This window comes from Rhodovulum sp. PH10 (genome assembly GCF_000293785.1).
Taxonomy (GTDB): domain Bacteria; phylum Pseudomonadota; class Alphaproteobacteria; order Rhizobiales; family Xanthobacteraceae; genus Rhodoplanes.
Genome location: NZ_AKZI01000089.1, coordinates 1 through 20546, shown reverse-complemented (window position 1 = coordinate 20546; position 20546 = coordinate 1). Strand labels below are relative to the sequence as shown.

Sequence of the window (20546 nt, the reverse complement as noted above, 5' to 3'; positions counted from 1 at the left end):
GTCAATTCACCGTGCGCTCGTGCGGCAGGTCGAGCGCGAAGGCGGGGATGTCGATCTCGAACCGCTCGCCGGTCTGCGACAGCATCCCGTAGGTGCCCACCATGAAGCCGGACGGCGTCGGCAGCGGCACTCCGCTGGTGTATTCGTAGGTGCCGCCCGGCGGCAGCACCGGCTGCTCGCCGACCACGCCGGCCCCGCTCACCTCCTGCCGCCGGCCGAGCGCGTCGGTGATCCGCCAGTGGCGGGTCTCCAGCCGGACGGTCTCCTCGCCGTGATTGGTGATCCGGATCGTGTAGGTCCAGAACCAGGTGCGCTCGTCGGTCGAGGAGCGCTCGGGCAGGAAGCGGGGAGCCACCTCCACCTCGATCTCGCGGGTCCGTGCAACGAACATGAAGGGCAACCTCGTCGGGGGCGGACGCCACCCCGGCGGGGCGGCGCGAAGGGAGATGCAGAGCGCGCCGGCTTGCGCCGGCTCGGTGCCAATTTCGCCGCGATCGTGACGAGGATGCGGCGCGCCACCACGAAGCAACGACCGTGCCGGGCACGCCTGCTGGCTCTCTTGCAGGGCGCCGATGCCGCCACGGGCTCCGTCCGGCGTGGCGCCGGCGCCGGAGCCGAAAAAATGGCCGGCGGCGGAGCCGGGGAAAAGGAAAACCATGCCGCTCGCTGCGGGGGAACGGGATCTGCGCCTCGACCTGTTTCGGGGGCTGGCGCTGTGGCTGATCTTCCTCGACCACATTCCCTCGAACGTGGTGAGCTGGCTCACCATCCGCAATTTCGGCTTCAGCGACGCCACCGAGATCTTCGTCTTCATCTCCGGCTACACCGCCGCCTATGTCTATGGCCGCACCATGCGCGAGCGTGGCTTCGTGGTGGCCGGCGCACGCATCCTGCGTCGCGCCTGGCAGGTCTACGTCGCCCACATCTTCCTGTTCTGCATCTACATGGCGGAGATCGCCTACGTCTCCCGCTCGTTCGAGAACCCGCTCTATGCCGAGGAGATGGGCGTGTTCGACTTCCTGCGGCAGCCGGACGTCACGCTGATCCAGGCGCTTCTTCTGAAGTTCAAGCCGGCCAACATGGACGTGCTGCCGCTCTACATCACGCTGCTCGCGGCGTTTCCGCCGTTCGTCTGGCTCCTGCTGCGCCGGCCGACGCTGGCGCTCGTCGGCACCGTCGGCCTCTATGCCGCGGCGCTCGAGCTCGACATCAACCTGCCCTCCTATCCGTCCGGCCACTGGGCGTTCAATCCGTTCGCCTGGCAGCTCCTGTTCGGCTTCGGCGCGTGGTGCGCGCTCGGCGGCGCCGAGCGGATCGGGCCGTTCGTGCGCTCGCGCACCGCGGTCGTGCTGGCCGTCCTCTATCTCCTCGCCGCCTTCCTGGTGGTGCTCACCTGGTACGTCCCGGCCTGGACGCCGATCGTTCCGACCAAAATCGCCGAATGGATGTACCCGATCGACAAGACCAATCTCGACGGGCTGCGGGTCGCCCACTTCTTCGCGCTGGCGGTGCTGACGGTGCGCTTCGTGCCGGCCGACTGGCCGGGCCTGCGCTCGCCCTGGCTGCGGCCCGCCGTCATTTGCGGGCAGCATTCGCTCGAGATCTTCTGCCTCGGCGTGTTTCTCGCGTTCGCCGCCCATTTCGTCATGGTCGAAGTCTCGGATGGTATTCCGATTCAGATCGTTGTCAGCGTCATGGGCATTGTGCTTATGATTGCGGCCGCTGCGCTTATGGCTTGGTACAAGGCGATCGAGGGGCGCAGCCGCGGGTCGCGTTCCGCCCCGCCGCGCACCGATCCGGCCGGGAGTCCGCCATGATGCGTGCCGTGCCGTTCGCGACGAGCCTGATGCTCGCGCTCGCGATGTTGCTGGCGTCGTCGCCGGTGGGCACGGCCGTCGCCGCCGACGATCTGCCCTGCGAGGTGCCGGACGGGGTGGTGCAGGCCGCCTTCCCGATGCCGCACGTCGCCGCCGCGATCGCCGCCAAAAAACTCGACGTCGCCGTGCTCGGCAGCGCCTCCTCGGCGCTGGTCGGGCCGACCGGCATGGCGCGCGGCTATCCCGGACGGTTCGAGGCGGCGCTGTCGGCGCAGCGGCCGGGCGTCGCGGTCCGTGTCGTTCCGTACGCCAAATCCCGGCAGAGCGCGGCCGAGATGGAGGCTAGGATCGGCGAGGTGCTGGCCGGTGCGAAGCCCACGCTGGTCGTGTGGCAGACCGGCACGGTCGACGCCATCCGCGGCATCGACCCGGAGGAGTTCGGCACGGCGCTCGACCGCGGCGTCGAGAGGCTGCAGGCCGCGGGTGTGGACGTCGTCTTGATGAATATGCAGTTCAGCCCGCGCACCGAGTCGATGATCGCGCTCGACGGCTATCTCGATCGCATGCGGTTCGTCGCCCTGCAGCGCTCGGTGAACTCGTTCGACCGTTTCGCGGTGATGAAGGGCTGGCACGAATCCGGCGTGTTCGACCTCTCCGCCGCCACCAACAAGATCGACATGGCGGCGAGCGTGCACGCCTGCATCGGGCGGCTGCTCGCCCGCCTGGTGATCGAAGGCGCCGACCTCGCGACCGCCGCCGCGGCCGAGGGAGCCGGCAAGCCGCCGGACGGCGCCCGCCCGTCGGATCTGGCGCGCAGCGGCGGACAGTCGGGAGTGCGGAAGTGAGTTTTCGTCTGCGTCTTCGTGGTGCCGTGCGCTTCGCGTTCCCGTTGTCCATTCTGGCGCTCGCCGCCGTGCTCCCACCGATCGGCTCCGGACCGGCGGCCGCCGCCGAGCCCGCCTGCCGCGCGCAGCCGGCCCTCACCCGCCTGTCGGATCGGCTGCCGCGCGTCGCCGCCCGCCTCGCCCGGCACGAGCCGGTGACGATCGTCGCGCTCGGCTCCTCCTCGACCGCCGGTGCCGGCGCCAGCTCGCCCGCTGCCGCCTATCCGCAACGGTTCGCCGCCCGGCTCGCCGAAACCCTGCCCGGTGAGACCGTGCGGGTGGTCAATCAGGGCGTCAACGGCGAGACCGTGGTCGACATGCTGGCCCGCTTCGACGCGAGCGTCGCGGCGGAGAAGCCCGATCTCGTGCTGTGGCAGACCGGCACCAACGCGCTGCTGCGCGGCAACTCGCTCGCCTCCGTGCGGGCGCTGGTCGCCGGCGGCATCGCCCGCATGCGCGCGCTCGGCGCCGACGTGATCCTGATCGACCCGCAATACGCGCCGGCGGTGCTGGAGAAGCCCGCGGCGCACGCGATGATCGCGCTGCTCGCCAAGATGGCCAAGGAGGGTCACGCCGACCTCTTCCCGCGCTTCGCGGTGATGCAGGGCTGGCACGAGCAGGACGGGCTGCCGTTTTCGGCGTTCACCGTGCCCGACGGGCTCCACATGAACGATTGGGGCTATGGCTGCTTCGGTCGGCTGCTCGCCGACGCCGTGACCGAGGCGGCGACCCGCCGCGCGACGCTCGCCGCCGCCCCCGAGGCGACCGACCTTCGGGTGCCCTGACCGGGCTCTCTCCCGTCCTCGATTCGTCGCGTGGTCGGTGCCGGCGGCGATCGGCCGCCGCCCGGCGTCCCTGGCCGGGGTTGCCGGGCCGCTCTCGCGGGCCTATCTCCGAAAGAGGCGGCCGGTGTCCCCTGCAGGCTTCGGCCGCGCCCGAGCGAGCCGCCGAAACCGGGATGTCACACGTGTCGAGGTCCGACGTCACCAGCCGCGCCCTCGTCGTCCAGCGCACGATCGTCGCGGTGGCGCTCGGCTGCGCCGTGCTGCTGGTCGGGCTCGCGGTCGCCCTGTGGGCCCATTACGGCACGGCCGTGTTCTTCGAGGCGATCTCGGCCGGCATCGCCGGCTGCTTCTGACCGCGCCCCGGCGTCCGTGCCGTTCGCCACCCGACGAGGATGATGCCGATGTCCGCGCGCCGCTCCCGCTTCGCCCTGATGGCCGCCGTCTTCGCCCTCGGCCTCGTCGTCTGTCTCGGCCTGGTGGTGCTGCTGACCCGCGGGCTCGGCGGGCCGGAGGGGACGGCGGGCGCGGCGGTCGGCGGGTCGTACCGGCTGACCGATCAGAACGGCGCGCCGTTCTCCGACGACCAGCTGCGCGGCCGGCCGTATTTGATGTTCTTCGGCTTCACGCACTGCCCAGACGTGTGCCCGACCTCGCTGTGGGAGGCCTCCGAGGTGTTGCGCGCCCTCGGGCCCGACGCCGACCGCACCGCGGTGATCTTCGTCTCGGTCGATCCCGAGCGCGACACGCCCGAGCTTCTGAAGACCTATCTCGCGAGCTTCGACCCGCACATCCGCGGCCTCACCGGCACGCCGGAGGAGATCGCCGCGGTCGCGAAGAAATTCCGCGTCTACTACAAGAAGATCCCGCTCGAGGACGGCGACTACACGATGGACCACACGGCCATCGTCTATCTGATGGACAAGCAGGGCCGGTTCGTCGCGCCGTTCAACATCAAGCGGCCGCCCGAGCAGGCGGCCGCCGATCTGCGCAAGTATTTTTGAGGCGGCGCGCCGCGCAGCCCGACGGCAGGATCCGGCGGGGCCTCGAAGGGGCCGGCCAAGTCGGTGCCCTCGTCCTTCGAGACGCGGGCGTCCCGCCCGCCCTCAGGACGAGGTCGAACTCTGTCGCTGCGGGTACGAGGCGGCGCGCCGCGCGCGTGAAGGGCGGCAGCCGAGGCTGTTACGCCGCGTCGGACACCTTTTTCGGCACCTGACGCTCGCTGCCGAGCGCGGCGCGGAGGCCCGCGCGGCCGGCCTCGTGATATTCCGCGTCCTCGTTGACCATCCACACGTCGTAGAGGTCCTCGCCGGCCAGGATGTTCTCCACCGTCAGGAGCGCGGTCATCATCGCGTGGTCCTGGTTGTTGTACTTGTGCATGCCGTTGCGGCCGACGAGATGCAGGTTCGGATAGCCGAGCGCGAGGTCGCGCCGCACTGTCGCGACGTGCTCGCGGTAATCCTCGTCGTACACCGGATAGGCCTTGGGCTGGCGCACCACGCAGCCGCCGGAGACGTCGGCGGCGGTGACGAGCCCGATCTTCTCCACCTCGGCGGTGGCGAGCGCGATCAGCGCCTCGTCCGAGGTGGCCCACAGGCCGTCGCCCTCGAAGCAGAAATATTCGAGCCCGAGGCAGCTCTTGCCGGGCGGCGCCATCTCCGGCGACCAGGAGGTGAAGTTCTGCACCCGGCCGACCTTCACCGACGGGTCGTGGATGTAGATCCAGTTGTCCGGGAACGGCGTCGGCTTGTCGATCGTCAGTGCCACCGTGAGGAAATCGCGGTAGCGCAGCGAGCGGGCGTGAAACAGCGAGATCGGCCGCGGGCGGATCTTGTTGACGAGCTCGGCGAGCGGGGCGGACGAGATCACGTGCCAGCTGGTGTAGCGCTCGATCTCGCCGGAGGCGGTCGCGACCTCGATGTTCCACAGCTCGAGGTTCTCGTCGTAGGTGAGCGAGCGGAGGTCGCGGCCCAGAAGCACCTGCGCGCCTCGTGCGCGGATTTTTTCCGCCGCCGCCTCCCACATCATGCCGGGACCCTTGCGCGGATAGCGGAAGGTCTCGATCAAGGTCTTCACCACCGGCTCGCCGGCTTTTGCCTTCGGCTTGATGCCGAGCGAGCGGGCGAGCGCATCGGTGACCGCGACGCGCAGGTCGAGCCCCTTGATGCGCTGGGCCGCCCAGTCGGCGGAGATCTCGTCGCACGACATGCCCCACACCTTCTCGGTGTAGGTCTTGAAGAAGATCGAGAACAGTCGCTCGCCGAACTGGTTGCGCACCCAGTCATGGAAGGTCGCGGGCTCGGCGATCGGCTTCGCCCGCGCTTCGAGGTACGACAGCACGCAGGCGACGCTCTCCTTGATGCCGAGATTGCGCAAGGCCTCCATCGCGTTGAGCGGATAGGAGTAGAACTTGCCGTCGTAAAAAATGCGGGAGAGGCGCGGCCGCTCGATGAAGTCGTCCGGCAGAATCTCGTTCCACAGGTCGACCACCTCCTTCGACTTCGAGAAGAAGCGGTGGCCGCCGATGTCGAACAGATAGTCGCCGTGCCGCACCGTGCGGCTGATGCCGCCGACCCGCACCGGATCCTTCTCGATCACGACGACGGCGGGGGTGTGCTTGCTGAGAGCGTAGGCGGCGGTCAGCCCGGCAGGCCCGGCGCCGATCACGAACACGTCGGTGTGGATGCTCATTCGACAACTCCGGTCTTGCGGGAGGGCGGATCGGCCGCCGGCGGCCCGGCGGAAGGCGGTTCGGTCTCGGGCGGAACGATAGGCGCAAAGGCGTAGAGCCGGTGGCCGTTGTAGGAGACCAGCGCGCCGATCGCGGCGCCGATCACGGTCGCGCCCTGCGGGAAGACGCCGAGCACGGTGAGCACGAGGGCGGCGAACACCGCGTAGCTGGTGCCCTGGGCGACCGCGGTGACCACCGCGTAGCGCACCGCCTCGGCGTGCTGCCGGCGGCCCGACCGCTCGAAGGTGACGGCGCGGTTGAGCCGCCAGGTGACCAGCGTCGCCACCGCGATCGACAGCAGCCGCACCGCGAGCGGATGGTGAAGGTGCCACGGGATCACGGTGAACACCGCGAGATCGACCGCGAGGCCGACCAGCCCGACCGCAATGAAGCGCATCGGACGCGGCAGCCGGGCCATCAGGCGGCCGACGAGGCCGCGGCGGCGGCCATCCGCTCCCGACCCGGAGAAATCGTCCGCCGCCATCACCACGTCCCCGAACCCCTGCACGACGGCACAGTCCCCACTGCTTCGCCGATGGTTTCCGAGCGAGTGTCGCGGCCGAGCGTTAACGGCACGCTTCGCATGCGGCAAAGCCACCGGCTCCCTCGCGCGCAGGCTTAATGGAACGTCAATGCGCGCACGCGATGGTGCCGTCCTCCGGCAATCGACGGGACGAGGGGGCACCGATGTCGTGCACGACGCCGCCGAGCACGCTTTTTTCGCGCCCGTCCGGGGCGAACTCCGCATCGGGCTCGCCCGCTTCGGAGACGACCGCCGGGCCGCACTGGGCGACGTTCGCGCTGCTGCTGATCGGTGCGTGGCTGGTCGTGGTCGCCCAGCTCGCGGTCGCCGACTGGGCGGTGACGGCAAAAACGCTCGGCGACACCGACGACGCGATGCGGCTCGTCGAGGTGCGGGCGTTTCTCGCCGGCCAAAACTGGTTCGATCTGCACGAGCCGCGGCTCGCCCCGCCCGGCGGCTACGACACCCACTGGTCGCGGCTGATCGATGCCGGGCTCGCCGGCCTTTTTCTCCTGTTCGAGCCGCTCGCCGGCCCGGCGCTCGCCGAGCGGCTGATGCGGGCGGTATGGCCGGCGCTGTGGCTGCTGCCCTCGATCGCCGCGGTGGCGCTGCTCGCCCGCCGGATCGCCGGCCGCGAGGCGGCGCTGATCGCGCTCCTGATGGTGGTGCTCGGCCTGCCGGCGTTCCAGCAGTTCCGGCTCGGCCGGATCGACCACCACAACGTCCAGATCGCGCTGGCGCTCGGCGCGCTCGCCGCGGCCGCCTGGAGCGACCGGGTGCGATGGGCGGCGGCGCTCGCCGGCGCGCTCACCGGGCTCGCGCTCGCGGTCGGCATGGAGAATTTGCTTTTCCTGCTGCTCGCCGCCGCGGTGCCGATCCTGCGCTTCTGCCTGACGGGGCAGGGGGCGGCCGCCCTGCGCAGTTGGGGCTTTGCGCTCGCCACCGCCACCGCCGCCGGCTTTTTCGCCGAGGTGCCGCCCGACCGCTGGGGCACCGCCGCTTGCGACGGCATGGCGGTGAACTGGGTGGTGCCGGTGGCTCTGGCGGGCCTTTTGTCGGCGCTCGCCACTGTTCTCGCGGCGCGCGGACCGGTGGTCCGGCTCGCCGCCTTCGCCGGCATCACGCTGCTCGCTGGCGGCCTGTTCGTCGGGCTCGAGCCACGCTGCCTCGGCGGCCCCTACGCGATGATGGACCCGGCGCTGAAGACCATCTGGATGGGCAAGGTCAGCGAGATGCAGTCGATCGCCGCGACCATGGCGCATTCGCCTTCGATCGCCGCGATGATCTTGCCGTTTCCGCTCGCCGCCCTTCTCGCCGGCGCGATGCTCGCGCGGTCGCGCGAGGTGCGGTGCAATCCGGGCTTCCTGGTGGCTGTCGCGGCGCTCGGCGTGTCGGTCCTGATCGGCTGCGTGGCGATAAAGGGGTTCGGCTACGCCCTGTGGCTCGGCATCCCGCCGATGGCGGTCGCCGCGATGCGCCTCGCCGACCGGCTGAGGCTCGCCTCGCCGGCGGCCCGCGTGTGTCTCGCCATGCCGCTCGCCCCGGCGGTGCTTTCGGCGCTGACGCTGCTCGCGGTGGAGGCGCTCGGCGCCGCGCCGCCGAAGGACAATCCGCGGGTCGCGCGCGGCTGCTTCGCCACGGCGAGCTATGCCCGCCTCGCCGCGCTGCCGCCGGGGCTGGTCGCCGGCGACGTCGATTACGGCGCGTTCGTGCTCGCGAACACGCCGCATGCGGCGCTGGCGGCGCCCTATCACCGCATCGGCGACGCCATCCTCGCCATCCACGATCTCCTCGCGGCCTCGCCCGACCGGGCGCACGAGATGGTCGTGGCGCGGAAGATGAGCTACTTCGTGACCTGCCCGGGCTCGCCCGCCCCACCGACCGCCGCACCGAGCGCCGCTTCGGCCGGCTCGCCGGGCGCTGCGCCCCCCGCCGCAGCCGACGGCCTCGGCGCCCGCCTCGCCGCCGGCGAGGTGCCGGACTGGCTGGTCCCGCTCTCCGCGCCGGACGAGGTGCTGCAGATTTTTCAGGTCGTCGGGGAGCCGGCGGTCGCCGAGCGCGCTGGCAAGCCATGACGGAACGCCCCGATCCCGGGTCGGCGACTCCTGCCTCCGTTGCCGTAACCGGGAAGGTGCGGACGTCGGGGTCTCCCGAAAGCCGCCGTGCCGCCGCCTTCGCTTGTCTCGGGCTCGCGGTGTCGCTGCCGATTCTCGTCTGGATCTACTTGCCGGCGGGAAATGGGCTGGACATTCGGGGGCACGCGATCGGCCGAGACTTCATCAATGTGTGGGCCGGCACTCGGCTTGCGTTCTCCGGCGAGGTCGCCACCCTGTTCGACCTCCCCGGCTCTGTGGATGCGATCGGCCGGCTGTTCGGCGTGCCGTTGCCGTTCCATTCCTGGAGCTATCCGCCGAGCGCGTTCGCCCTGTTTCTGCCCTTCGCGGTGCCCCCCTATTTCGTCGCGCTCGCCGTGTGGACGGCGGTCTCGTTCGCGGCGTTCGCGTGGGTGACGCTGTCGCCGCTCGCTCGGGAACGCCGGCCGCTCGCCCTGCTGCTTCTCGTCCTCGCTCCCGCCAGCCTGATCAATATGGTGGGCGGCCAGAACGGCTTCTTCTCGGCGGCGCTGCTTCTCGGCAGTCTGCTGTGGCTCGACCGCCAGCCGATCGCGGCAGGCGTGCTGATCGGGATCCTCACCGTGAAGCCGCAACTCGGCGTCGTCCTGCCACTCGCTCTGGTGGCTCTCGGGGCATGGCGCACCATCGCGGCCGCCGCGGTGACGGCGCTCCTGTTGGTCGGGCTGTCGATCGCCGTGTTCGGGATCGAGCCTTGGCAGCGTTGGCTCGACGTCACGCTGCCGTTCCATCTGTTCACGCTGCAGAGGTTCGACGGCTTCTACACCACAATGATGGTCTCGGTGCTGGCCGGCGCCCGCACCGTCGGCATCCCTTACGGCGAGGCGTTCGGCCTCCAGATCGCGGTGGCGCTGCCGGTCGTCGCCGTCGCCGCCTGGGCGGTGCGGCGCACCGGCGATCCGTGCCGGCGGGCGTTCGTGCTGGCGAGCGCGGCGCCGCTCGCGACCCCCTACGCCTTCTCCTACGACCTCACGGCTCTCGCCGTCCCGCTCGTCTGGGTGCTGGCCGGCCGGCTGCCGTGGCGGTCGCGATGGCGGGCCGTGCTCCTGCTCGCCTGGGTGATTCCGACCGGCACCATGGTGGCCACCATGCTTGGGCTCGGCCTCGCGCCGCTCGTCTCGATCGCGGTCTTCGCCGTGGCCGTCGCGGAGGCGGTGAACGGCCCCCGCCGGTGCTCCGGCGCCGGCGGCGCCGGGCGGCGCGAAAACGCCCCCGGAACGGGTTCCCGGCGGTGGGTACGGCCCCACCGGGACCGCCCGTCCCGCAGTGGTTTTCCCGAAACTCCGCCTTGCGGGGCATGACGGCCCTCCTATATGACCTTTCGAAACCCGCCGGAGGGCGGTTGCCGTTACGTTCCATAAAGGGGCCGGACCCAAGGCATCCACCAGGCGCGACGCCTGCGGACGCTTCCGGGTGCTGTTCAGGCTCGGCCGGCCTGCTGTGAAGAGAAGGACAAGGACAATGGGCAAGGTCATCGGGATCGACCTCGGCACGACCAATTCGTGCGTCTCCGTGATGGAAGGCAAGACGCCGAAGGTCATCGAGAACTCCGAAGGCAAGAACACCACCCCGTCGATCGTCGCGTTCACGGACGACGGCGAGCGGCTGGTCGGCCAGCCGGCGAAACGCCAGGCGGTCACCAACCCCGAGCGCACCTTCTTCGCCGTCAAGCGGCTGATCGGCCGCCGCTACGACGACCCGATGGTGGAGAAGGACAAGAAGCTCGTCCCCTACAAGATCGTGCGCGCCAGTAACGGCGACGCCTGGGTCGAGGCGGACGGCAAGACCTACTCGCCCTCGCAGATCTCCGCCTTCACGCTCCAGAAGATGAAGGAGACGGCGGAATCGTATCTCGGGCAGAAGGTCACCCAGGCCGTCATCACCGTGCCGGCCTACTTCAACGACGCCCAGCGCCAGGCCACCAAGGACGCCGGCCGAATCGCCGGCCTCGAGGTGTTGCGCATCATCAACGAGCCGACCGCGGCGGCGCTCGCCTACGGCCTCGACAAGCAGAAGCAGGGCACCATCGCGGTCTACGACCTCGGCGGCGGCACCTTCGACATCTCGATCCTCGAGATCGGCGACGGCGTGTTCGAGGTGAAGTCGACCAACGGCGACACCTTCCTCGGCGGCGAGGACTTCGACATGCGGCTCGTCAGCTACCTGGCCGACGAGTTCCAGAAGGAGCAGGGCATCGACCTGCGCAAGGACAAGCTGGCGCTGCAGCGCCTGAAGGAGGCGGCCGAGACCGCCAAGATCGAGCTGTCCTCGACCTCGCAGACCGAGATCAACCTGCCCTACATCACGGCCGACGCCACCGGCCCGAAGCATCTGACGCTGAAGCTGACCCGGGCGAAGTTCGAGGCGCTGGTCGACGACCTGATCCAGCGCACCGTCGAGCCGTGCCGCCTCGCGCTCAAGGACGCCGGCCTGTCGGCGGGCGAGATCAACGAGGTGGTGCTGGTCGGCGGCATGACCCGCATGCCGAAGGTCCAGGAGATGGTCCGCCAGTTCTTCGGCCGGGAGCCCCACAAGGGCGTCAACCCGGACGAGGTGGTGGCGATCGGCGCGTCGATCCAGGCGGGCGTGCTGCAGGGCGACGTCAAGGACGTGCTGCTGCTCGACGTGACCCCGCTGTCGCTCGGCATCGAGACGCTGGGCGGCGTGTTCACCCGCATCATCGACCGCAACACGACGATCCCGACCAAGAAGAGCCAGACCTTCTCCACCGCCGAGGACAACCAGAACGCGGTGACGATCCGGGTCTTCCAGGGCGAGCGCGAGATGGCGGCCGACAACAAGCTGCTCGGCCAGTTCGACCTGATGGGCATCCCGCCGGCGCCGCGCGGCGTGCCGCAGATCGAGGTGTCGTTCGACATCGACGCCAACGGCATCGTCAACGTGTCGGCCAAGGACAAGGCGACCGGCAAGGAGCAGCAGATCCGCATCCAGGCGTCGGGCGGCCTGTCGCAGTCCGACATCGAGCGGATGGTCAAGGACGCCGAGAGCCATTCCGAGGACGACAAGAAGCGCCGCGCCGCGGTCGACGCCAAGAACCACGCCGAGGCGCTCCTGCACTCGACCGAGAAGGCGCTCGCCGAGCACGGCTCCAAGGTCGGCGACAACGAGCGCCGGATGATCGAGGACGCGATGAGCGACCTGCGCGAGGCGCTGAAGGGTGACGACGCCGAGGCGATCACCACCAAGACCAACACGCTGGCGCAGGCCTCGATGAAGCTCGGCGAGGCGATGTACAAGCAGAGCGAGGACGGCGCGCCCGGCGGTGCGGCGGGTGGTCAGGCGTCCGGCAAGGACGAGGACGTGGTCGACGCGGAGTTCACCGAGGTCGACGACGACAAGAAGAACAAGAAGAGCGCGTGAGGCCCGAACCCTCTCCCGTCGCCGGGAGAGGGAGCCGTCCGGGCGGCTGCCGTCCGGACGGTGGGCGAGGGGGCTTTACCGCCGTCGAACGTGCCGTCTTTTCATCGATGTCGAGCGCCCCCTCCAGCCCGCCTCGCGCCCAAACGTTCGCTCGGCACCCTCTTCCGGACGGGAAGAGGGTTTTTCGTGCGTGGGGGACCGGCTGAATGGCCAAGCGCGATTATTACGAGGTGCTCGGAGTCCAGCGCACCGCCAGCGAGGCCGAGCTGAAGACGGCCTATCGCAAGCTCGCGATGAAGTTCCACCCGGACCGTAATCCGGGCGACAGCGAGTGCGAGATCCACTTCAAGGAGGTCAACGAGGCCTACGAGGTCCTCAAGGACGGCGACAAGCGCGCCGCCTACGACCGCTTCGGCCACGCCGCCTTCGAGCAGGGCGGGGCGGGCGGTCCGGGCTTCGGCGCCGACTTCGCCACCACCTTCGCCGACATCTTCGACGACTTCTTCGGCATGGGCCGTGGGCGCGGCCGCGGCACCGGCCGCGAGCGCGGCGCCGATCTCCGCTACAACATGGAGATCACCCTCGAGGATGCCTATCACGGCAAGGTCGCGCCGGTGCACATCCCGACGTCCGTCACCTGCGAGGTGTGCTCCGGCACCGGCGCCAAGGCCGGCACCAAGCCGAAGACCTGCACCACCTGCGGCGGACACGGAAAGATCCGCCACGCGCAGGGCTTCTTCACGCTCGAGCGGACCTGCCCGGCCTGCCACGGCCGCGGCCAGGTGATCGACGATCCGTGCCCGGCCTGCGCCGGGGCGGGGCGCGTCACCCGCGAGCGCACGCTGTCGGTCAACATTCCGCCGGGCGTCGAGGACGGCACCCGCATCCGGCTCGCCGGCGAGGGCGAGGCGGGCGTGCGCGGGGGGCCTGCGGGCGACCTCTACATCTTCCTGTCGATCGGGCCGAACGCCTTCTTTCAGCGCGACGGCGCCGACCTCCACTGCCGGGTGCCGATCTCGATGGTCACCGCCGCGCTCGGCGGCGACTTCGAGGTGCCGACCATCGACGGCGGCAAGACCAAGGTGAAGGTGCCGGACGGCACCCAGTCGGGCCGCCGGTTCCGGCTCACCTCCAAGGGCATGCCGGTGCTGCGCTCCAAGCAGATGGGCGACATGTACGTCCAGGTGGTGGTCGAGACGCCGCAGAATCTCACCAAGCGGCAGCGCGAGCTGCTGGCCGAGTTCGACAAGCTGTCGTCCACCCAGACGCACCCCGAGTCGAGCGGATTCTTCGGCAAGGTCAAGGAGTTCTTCGGCAACAAGGCGGGCTCTCCGTGACCCGCCGGGCGGCCGTCGCAGCCACTGGTTCCCATGCCGGAACACCACACGAGTATTGACCCGGAGGGGTCTGACCTGTAGGCGTGACGGTTTGGTGACAGAGCATTTCGCCGCGTCGCAGCCACGCCGAAAGACATGCCGTTTCAGTCCGCTGTGGGCACCCCCAGAAAGAGCCTCCGCATCGACGACGATGTGAGGTTCATCCGTTCGTGGATCGAGAAGCCGTTGGCCATCGGGGCCGTCATGCCGTCGAGCAAGCCGCTCGCGCGCGTCATGGCGAGCTACGTGGACCCGGCCTCCGACGGTCCCGTCGTCGAGCTCGGTCCCGGGACCGGAGCCATCACCGAGGCGCTGGTCGAGCACGGCATCGCCGAGTCCCGGCTGGTGCTGGTCGAGTACGACCGCACCTTCTGCCGCCTCCTGCGCGCCCGCTATCCGGCGGCGACGGTGGTGCAGGGCGATGCCTATCGCCTGCGCCGCTCGCTCGGTGACGTGCTGCAGGAGAAGGCCGCCGCGGTGGTCTCCGGCCTGCCGCTGCTGACCAAGCCGTTGTGGACGCGCCTGCGCCTCCTCAACGAGGTTTTTGGCCTGCTGCGCTCCGGCTGCCCGTTCGTGCAGTTCACCTACTCGGTGGCACCGCCGATCCCGCGCCAGCTCGCCCGCATCCGGGTCGAGGCCTCCGAGCGGATCTGGCTCAACCTGCCGCCCGCCCGCGTGTGGGTCTATCGCCGGCGCGAGGTCGAGCCGGCGGTCGGTCGCTGCCTCGCCTGACGGGCAGACTTTTCCGCGGACTCGTCCGCCGGACGAGTTCGGCGCGGACTTGTCGGGCGCGAACTCGACCGACGTGAACTCGTGCAGGTGATTCCCGCCGGCGCCGGGCGCGCCCGTCCGGCTTGTGGTTTCGCCTCGCCTGCCGCACGCTCCGTCCAAAGGCGAGGCGACGGAGAGGCGTGACATGACCGAACCCAAAATCCTGGTGCTTGCCGGGTCGATCCGCACCGGCTCGTACAATGCAAAGCTCGCGGCGCTGGCGGTGAAGGAGCTGGCGCTGGCCGACGTGCACGTCACCCACGTGTCGCTCGCCGACTATCCGATGCCGCTCTACGACGGCGACCTGGAGGCTGCCTCCGGCCCGCCGGAGACGGCCAAAAAACTCGCGCGGATGATCGGGCTGCACCAGGGCGTCTTCATCGCGAGCCCCGAATACAACGCCTCCGTCACGCCGCTCCTGAAGAACACCGTCGACTGGGTGTCGCGGGTGCGCGAGGAGGGGGCGCCGCCGCTCGCCGCCTACAAGGGCCGCGTTTTTGCGCTCGGCGCCGCTTCGCCCGGCACGCTCGGCGGCTATCGCTCGCTGATGGCGCTGCGGCAGGTGCTGGAGCTCGGCTGCGGCGCAACGGTGCTGCCGGAGCAGGTGGCGGTGCGCGAGGCCGCGACCGCCTTCGACGACGCCGGCGGCCTCGCCGACGCCCGCACGGCGGCGACCCTGCGCACCGTGCTGGCCCGCCTCGTCGAGGCGGCGCACGCGTTTGCGTGATTGGCTGCCCCCGATCGACGCCGCGGGCTCTTCCCCTCCCTCCGGACAGTCGCCAAAATGGCCGAACACGGCTAAGAGCCGTTCGGATGCCGAGACGTCGTTCATGTCGCCGTGGCTGCGCGCTGTCTTCCTCCTCATGCCAAGGAGCGGCCGGAGGCCGCGTCTCGAACCATGAGGCCGCCCGCCCTTCGAGACGCCGCCTTGGGCGGCTCCTCCGGGGGAGGGCGGGGAGATGTCGAGCCCGGTGGCGCAGGAACGAGAGAGTACCGAAGGGGACGCACCTTGGAACAGCCGCGCGACCGTCTGATCGTCGCTCTCGATCTGCCCTCCGTCGACGCCGCCGAGCAGGTGGTGGAGGCGCTCGGCGACAGCGTGACCTTCTACAAGATCGGCTATCAGCTCGCCTTCCGCGGCGGGCTGGCGCTCGCGGAGAAGCTGATCTTCAAGGGCCGGCGCGTGTTCGTCGACCTCAAGCTGCACGACATCGGCAACACGGTGGAGAAGGGCGTCGAGAGCGTCGCAAAACTCGGCGCGACCTTCCTCACCGTGCACGCCTATCCGCAGACCATGAAGGCGGCGGTCGCCGGGCGCGGCGATTCGAACCTGCGCATCCTCGCGGTCACCGTGCTCACCTCCTACGACGACGCGGACCTCGCCGCCGCCGGCTACGACTTCACCGTGCCCGAGCTGGTGGCCGAGCGCGCCGCGCAGGCGCAGGACATCGGCGTCGACGGGCTGGTCTGCTCGGCCGAGGAGGCGGCGATGCTGCGGCCGAAGCTCGCCCACGGCATGGTCCTGGTGACGCCCGGCATCCGCCCGGCGGGCGCCGAGGTCGGCGACCAGAAGCGGGTCAAGACGCCGCGCGACGCGATTCTCGCCGGCGCCGACTATCTGGTGGTCGGCCGGCCGATCGTCGCGGCAACGAATCCTCGGGTGGCGGCGGACGGCATCGTCGCCGAGATCGCGGCGGCCGCCGACGCGTCGGCGTGACGACGAGGGGCACACCGATGGCGAAGGGGTACTGGATCGGCCGCGTCGAGGTGCACGACGCCGAAGGCTATGCGGCCTATGTCGCGGCCAATGCCGCCGCGTTCCGCAAATACGGCGGGCGGTTCCTGGTGCGGGCGGGGCAATACGAGACGCCGGAGGGCGAGAGCCGCTCGCGCAACGTGGTGATCGAGTTTCCCGACTATGCGAGCGCGCTCGCCTGCTGGCATTCGCCGGAATACCAGGCGGCGCGCGCCCACCGGCTCGGCCGGGCCGACACCGATCTCGTCGTCGTCGAGGGCTATGACGGCCCGCAGCCCTGAGGCGCCGACGGCGAGGTCACGGCATCGCGCAAGGCCGCGAATCGGCGCCGGCTTGACCGGCCGCGCGTTTCGTGGACAGTGCCGCCGACGAAAGGAATTGTTGCCGTGCCCGACACCGTCACCCGCCCCGTCTCCCGCCGCATCGTCTGGAAGAACGTCGTGACCGTGCTGTCCGCCGCCGTGCTGATCGGCGCGGAGGTGTTCGGCGCCGCCTTCGCCGGCGGTTGGGCGCTCGCCAATTTGTTCGGTATCGGCGGCATCGGCGTGTGGGGCCTGCAGGGCTTCTTCATGCTGCTCGGCATCGTCGTGATGGTGCAGTTCGTGCGCTCCGGCATGAAGGTCGAGCCCTTCACCGCCCGCGGCTGACGGCCGCTCGCGGCCGTCCTCGGCGCCTCGCGAAGCCCTCGGAGTGCGGCGGTATCGGCCGACGAGTCGGCCGCGCTCCGGTGCCCCGCGGAAACGGTGAACGACCCGTTAAAATCCCTCGCGTTTTCCCGGCAAAATTTGTCCCCGAAAATCGGCTCCGCGGGCACTTGCGGGGTTGCATCGGCGGGACGGATCGCTTAAGTCACCACTTGCCCAATTTCGCACGTGCCTGTGGCCGTGTGTCGATCGGTGGGCATCCGGACAAGAGGCCGGACAGCCGCCCGGAGCGAGACCCGAGGTTTTGCGAACCGACTGGTTCACGAGCCCCCTGGTCGCAAATGCTCCGAACCACTTGATCGGCAGCCGGAGGCGAAACCGGCGCACCTCGTTCTCCACGAGGGACGCGGCTTAAAGCAACGACGACACGGGCTTTTTTGGTCTCTGCCGGCCTTCCACCGCCGGCTCGGGTCACCGAAGAGGCTTGTTCATCATTGCCGGGCGTGCGGAAGGGGACTCCCTTTCCAATCCAAGGCAGCACACGGACGGGTGAAGAACCCTTCGCGGCTGGCGCGTCCCCATCGCGTGTCGCCTGTGGAGCTTTTCACCCGCACTCACTCGGGGTGGCCGGCCGCCGCCCCCCTTGGCCTGTCGGGGAGAGCGCCATGACCGCGCGCATCCGTGAGTTTCTGCGCCGTCGTCGCGAGGACGGACCGTGCCTCGTCGTCGATCTCGACGTCGTCCGCGACAACTATCTCGCCTTCGCCCATGCGCTTCCGGACACCCGGGTATTTTACGCCGTGAAGGCGAACCCGGCGCCGGAGGTGCTGTCGCTGCTCGCCGGCCTCGGCTCGTGCTTCGACGCGGCCTCGGTGCCCGAGATCGAGATGGTCCTGGCGGCCGGCGCGTCGGCGGACCGCATCTCGTTCGGCAACACCATCAAGAAGGAGCGCGACGTCGCCCGTGCTTTCGAGCTCGGCGTGCGGATGTTCGCGGTCGACTCGCTCGCCGAGGTCGAGAAGATTTCGCGCGCAGCGCCCGGGGCGCGGGTGTTCTGCCGGTTCCTGTACGACTGCGCCGGCGCCGAGTGGCCGCTCTCGCGAAAGTTCGGGTGCGACGCCGAGATGGCGGTCGACGTGCTCGAGCACGCCCGGCGGCTCGGCCTCGAGCCCTACGGCGTGTCGTTCCATGTCGGCTCGCAGCAGCGCAACGTCCGCTCGTGGGACCGCGCGCTGAAGTCGGCCGGCCAGATCTTCCGCGAGTGCGCGGAGCGCGGCATCCAGCTGCAGATGGTCAATCTCGGCGGTGGCTTCCCGACCGAGTACCTGAAGCGCGTGCCGGCGGTGGAGAATTACGGCCGCTCGATCTTCCGGGCGCTGCGCAAGCATTTCGGCAACGCGATCCCGGAGACGATCATCGAGCCGGGCCGCGGCATGGTGGGCAATGCCGGGATCATCGAAACCGAGGTGGTGCTGGTCTCGACCAAGAGCCGCGAGGACGAGCTGCGCTGGGTCTATCTCGACATCGGCAAGTTCGGCGGGCTCGCCGAGACGATGGACGAGGCGATCCGCTACCCGATCCGCACGCCGCGCGACGGCGACCGCACGACCGGCTGCGTGCTCGCCGGCCCGACCTGCGATTCGGCCGACGTGATGTACGAGAAGAACCCGTACCCGCTGCCGGTGAGCCTCGAGATCGGCGACAAGCTCTTGATCGAGGGGACCGGCGCCTACACCTCGACCTACTCGGCGGTGGCCTTCAACGGTTTTGCGCCCTTGAAGACGTACCACATCTGATCACGGGGACGGCCGGCGCAGCGCCGGCCGTCGTCCCCGGTCGAGGCGAGAAAAAAAGAGCCGATCCCGGTGTCCCGGGATCGGCTTTTTCATTGGTCCGTGTGCGCCGTCGAAAGCGGATCAGCCGACCTCGGCGACGCCGGCCGTCTCGGCCGCTTCGAGCGCCTTCGACGAGCCGCCGCCGAGCCCGTTGAAGAAGGCGTTGAGCGCCACCGACGAGATCGCCGCCAGGAGAATGCCGGAGTCGAGCAGGGGGTGCAGCGCGTGCGGCAGCGCCTTGAAGAAGCCCGGCGCCACCAGCGGGATCATCCCGAAGCCGACCGACAGCGCCACCACGAACAGGTTGAAGCGGTTGGTCTTGAAGTCGACTGCGGTGAGGATGCGCGCGCCGGTCGCCGCCACCATGCCGAACATCACGAGCCCGGCGCCGCCCAGCACCACCTGCGGCACCGCCTCGACCAGCGCCGACATCTTCGGCACCAGGCCGAGCACCAGCATGATCACGCCGCCCGCCGCCGTCACCCAGCGCGAGCGCACGCCGGTGACGCCGACCAGCCCGACGTTCTGGGAGAACGAGGTGTAAGGGAAGGTGTTGAAGATGCCGCCGAGCAGCGTGCCGACGCCGTCGGCGCGCAGGCCGCGGGCGAGCGCCTTCTGGTCGACCGTGCGGCCGGTCATCTCGCCGAGCGCCAAGAACATGCCGAGCGATTCGATCATCACCACGATCATCACGATGCACATCGTGACGATCGGCACGAGGTGGAACTGCGGCATGCCGAAATGGAACGGCAGCACGACGTCGACCCAGTGCGCCGAGGCGACCTTCTCGAAATGCATCACGCCGAGGGCGGCGGCCAGCACCGCGCCGGCGACGATGCCGAGAAGCACCGCGATGTTGGCGAGGAAGCCCTTGCCCCAGCGGATCAGCGCGAGGATCACCAGGAGCACGAACAGCGCGATGCCGAGCCCCTGGACCTGGCCGTAGGCGGGGTTGGGGAAGGCGCCGGGCACGCCGTCGACCACCTTCGTCAGGGTCGGCAGGCCGCCGCCCGCCCAGTTGATGCCGACCCGCATCAGCGAGATGCCGATCACCAGGATGATCGTGCCGGTGACGACCGGTGGAAACAGCGGCAACAGCCGGCTGACGAACGGGGCGATGACGATGCCGAACAGGCCGGCGGCGATCACCGAGCCGTAGATGCCGAGCAGGCCGATCTCCGGCGCGCCGACCATCGACAGCATCGGCCCGACGGAGGCGAAGGTGACGCCCATCATCACCGGCAGGCGGATGCCGACGCCGGGAAACCCGATCGACTGTACCAGCGTCGCGAGACCGCAGGCGAAAAGGTCGGCGGAGATCAGGAAGGCGACCTCCTCGGGCGAGAGTTTCAGCGCGCGGCCGATGATCAGCGGCACGGCGACGGCGCCGGCATACATCACCAGGACGTGCTGGAGGCCGAGCGTGGCGAGCCGGGGGACCGGCAAAAGCTCGTCGACGGGATCGGTGGCGCGCAAGGAAACCCCCTCTGGGTTCGTCGGTGTGATCACCGGAGGGGAAGCGCCATACAAATCGTGTGCCGGGTCGTCTCGTCTCGGCCGCCGGCGCGAACGCGGGCAGGGGGTGGCCGCGACGGGAGGCGGCGGGGCAGGACGCGACGCGGCGCCGGCATCCGGTCACCGGACGCAGCGTCCGGCGGCGCCACTCACCACGAATTTCCGCGTCTCGCGTCCGAGGATTTACGGAGGATCGCGCTGTCTCACCGCTTTCGGAGAATTATGACGCCCCTGCGCGGTGCGGCGGCCACGTGTCCCCACGCCCAGTTCCGGCGCCTGCACACCGGTCGTCGGCACGCCGGCCCGGCGGCCTGCGCCTCCGGACCGATGCGGACCCCGCGGGCCGGGAGGCTCAGAGCCCGTTTGGAAACTCGGACGCGGGCTGCGTTGCGGCGCGAA

The 20546-nt window shown here is 69.9% G+C and carries 19 protein-coding genes; 15 read left to right on the top strand and 4 right to left on the bottom strand.

Translation table 11 applies throughout. The features are described from left to right. Position 1 precedes the first annotated feature (1 nt). Positions 2-391, bottom strand: a complete 390-nt coding sequence (gene apaG, locus A33M_RS14765; RefSeq protein ID WP_008388566.1) for a Co2+/Mg2+ efflux protein ApaG — start codon at positions 389-391, stop codon at positions 2-4. Between the two features lie 265 nt (positions 392-656). Between apaG and A33M_RS14760 the strand changes: the two genes are divergently transcribed. The 5 genes from A33M_RS14760 (at position 657) to A33M_RS14740 (ending at position 4487) form a co-directional block, all read left to right on the top strand. Further along, a complete protein-coding gene (locus A33M_RS14760; protein WP_202801903.1) occupies positions 657-1817 on the top strand; it encodes an OpgC domain-containing protein in 1161 nt (386 codons plus the stop codon). Beyond that, positions 1814-2662: an SGNH/GDSL hydrolase family protein gene (locus A33M_RS14755; protein ID WP_008388561.1), complete on the top strand. Its 849-nt coding sequence runs from the start codon at positions 1814-1816 to the stop codon at positions 2660-2662. Before A33M_RS14760 ends, A33M_RS14755 begins: the two co-directional genes overlap by 4 nt. After that, on the top strand, positions 2659-3486 hold the full coding sequence (locus A33M_RS14750; RefSeq protein ID WP_008388559.1) for an SGNH/GDSL hydrolase family protein: 828 nt from the start codon (positions 2659-2661) through the stop codon (positions 3484-3486). Before A33M_RS14755 ends, A33M_RS14750 begins: the two co-directional genes overlap by 4 nt. A 173-nt stretch (positions 3487-3659) precedes the next feature. Beyond that, entirely contained in the window at positions 3660-3839 is a 180-nt protein-coding gene (locus tag A33M_RS14745; RefSeq protein WP_008388556.1) for a hypothetical protein, read from the top strand. Positions 3840-3887: 48 nt separating this feature from the next. Then, a complete protein-coding gene (locus tag A33M_RS14740; protein ID WP_008388554.1) occupies positions 3888-4487 on the top strand; it encodes an SCO family protein in 600 nt (199 codons plus the stop codon). 178 nt (positions 4488-4665) lie between these two features. Here A33M_RS14740 and A33M_RS14735 read toward each other — a convergent pair whose 3' ends face one another. Both A33M_RS14735 and A33M_RS14730 read right to left on the bottom strand, forming a co-directional pair. After that, the gene (locus tag A33M_RS14735; protein ID WP_008388553.1) at positions 4666-6174 is read right to left on the bottom strand and encodes an NAD(P)/FAD-dependent oxidoreductase; all 1509 of its coding nucleotides are present in this window, start codon (positions 6172-6174) and stop codon (positions 4666-4668) included. Next, a complete protein-coding gene (locus A33M_RS14730) occupies positions 6171-6722 on the bottom strand; it encodes a GtrA family protein (RefSeq protein ID WP_008388551.1) in 552 nt (183 codons plus the stop codon). Before A33M_RS14730 ends, A33M_RS14735 begins: the two co-directional genes overlap by 4 nt. A 179-nt stretch (positions 6723-6901) precedes the next feature. On the opposite strand from A33M_RS14730, the gene A33M_RS24060 reads away from it, so the two are divergent. The 10 genes from A33M_RS24060 (at position 6902) to A33M_RS14680 (ending at position 18593) form a co-directional block, all read left to right on the top strand. Next, the gene (locus tag A33M_RS24060) at positions 6902-8812 is read left to right on the top strand and encodes a hypothetical protein (protein ID WP_008388549.1); all 1911 of its coding nucleotides are present in this window, start codon (positions 6902-6904) and stop codon (positions 8810-8812) included. A 119-nt stretch (positions 8813-8931) separates the two neighbouring features. Beyond that, positions 8932-10170 (top strand): glycosyltransferase family 87 protein, encoded by a 1239-nt coding sequence (locus A33M_RS24055; RefSeq protein WP_052027071.1) that lies wholly within the window; start codon positions 8932-8934, stop codon positions 10168-10170. A 160-nt stretch (positions 10171-10330) separates the two neighbouring features. Then, positions 10331-12250 (top strand): molecular chaperone DnaK, encoded by a 1920-nt coding sequence (gene dnaK / locus A33M_RS14715; protein ID WP_008388541.1) that lies wholly within the window; start codon positions 10331-10333, stop codon positions 12248-12250. Between the two features lie 206 nt (positions 12251-12456). Further along, positions 12457-13587, top strand: coding sequence for a molecular chaperone DnaJ (gene dnaJ / locus A33M_RS14710; RefSeq protein ID WP_008388539.1), 1131 nt, complete (start codon positions 12457-12459; stop codon positions 13585-13587). Between the two features lie 225 nt (positions 13588-13812). Beyond that, a complete protein-coding gene (locus tag A33M_RS14705; RefSeq protein ID WP_202801902.1) occupies positions 13813-14358 on the top strand; it encodes a class I SAM-dependent methyltransferase in 546 nt (181 codons plus the stop codon). A 184-nt stretch (positions 14359-14542) separates the two neighbouring features. Next, entirely contained in the window at positions 14543-15124 is a 582-nt protein-coding gene (locus tag A33M_RS14700) for an NADPH-dependent FMN reductase (protein ID WP_008388536.1), read from the top strand. A 282-nt stretch (positions 15125-15406) separates the two neighbouring features. After that, complete coding sequence (gene pyrF, locus A33M_RS14695; protein WP_008388534.1) at positions 15407-16114, top strand: orotidine-5'-phosphate decarboxylase; 708 nt, start codon at positions 15407-15409, stop codon at positions 16112-16114. A gap of 17 nt (positions 16115-16131) precedes the next feature. Then, positions 16132-16434 (top strand): DUF1330 domain-containing protein, encoded by a 303-nt coding sequence (locus tag A33M_RS14690; protein WP_008388532.1) that lies wholly within the window; start codon positions 16132-16134, stop codon positions 16432-16434. Positions 16435-16539: 105 nt separating this feature from the next. Further along, a complete protein-coding gene (locus A33M_RS14685) occupies positions 16540-16800 on the top strand; it encodes a hypothetical protein (protein WP_008388531.1) in 261 nt (86 codons plus the stop codon). Positions 16801-17462: 662 nt separating this feature from the next. Continuing rightward, entirely contained in the window at positions 17463-18593 is a 1131-nt protein-coding gene (locus A33M_RS14680; RefSeq protein WP_008388529.1) for a type III PLP-dependent enzyme, read from the top strand. A gap of 120 nt (positions 18594-18713) precedes the next feature. Here A33M_RS14680 and A33M_RS14675 read toward each other — a convergent pair whose 3' ends face one another. Beyond that, entirely contained in the window at positions 18714-20108 is a 1395-nt protein-coding gene (locus tag A33M_RS14675; protein ID WP_008388528.1) for a nucleobase:cation symporter-2 family protein, read from the bottom strand. Between the last annotated feature and the right edge of the window lie 438 nt (positions 20109-20546).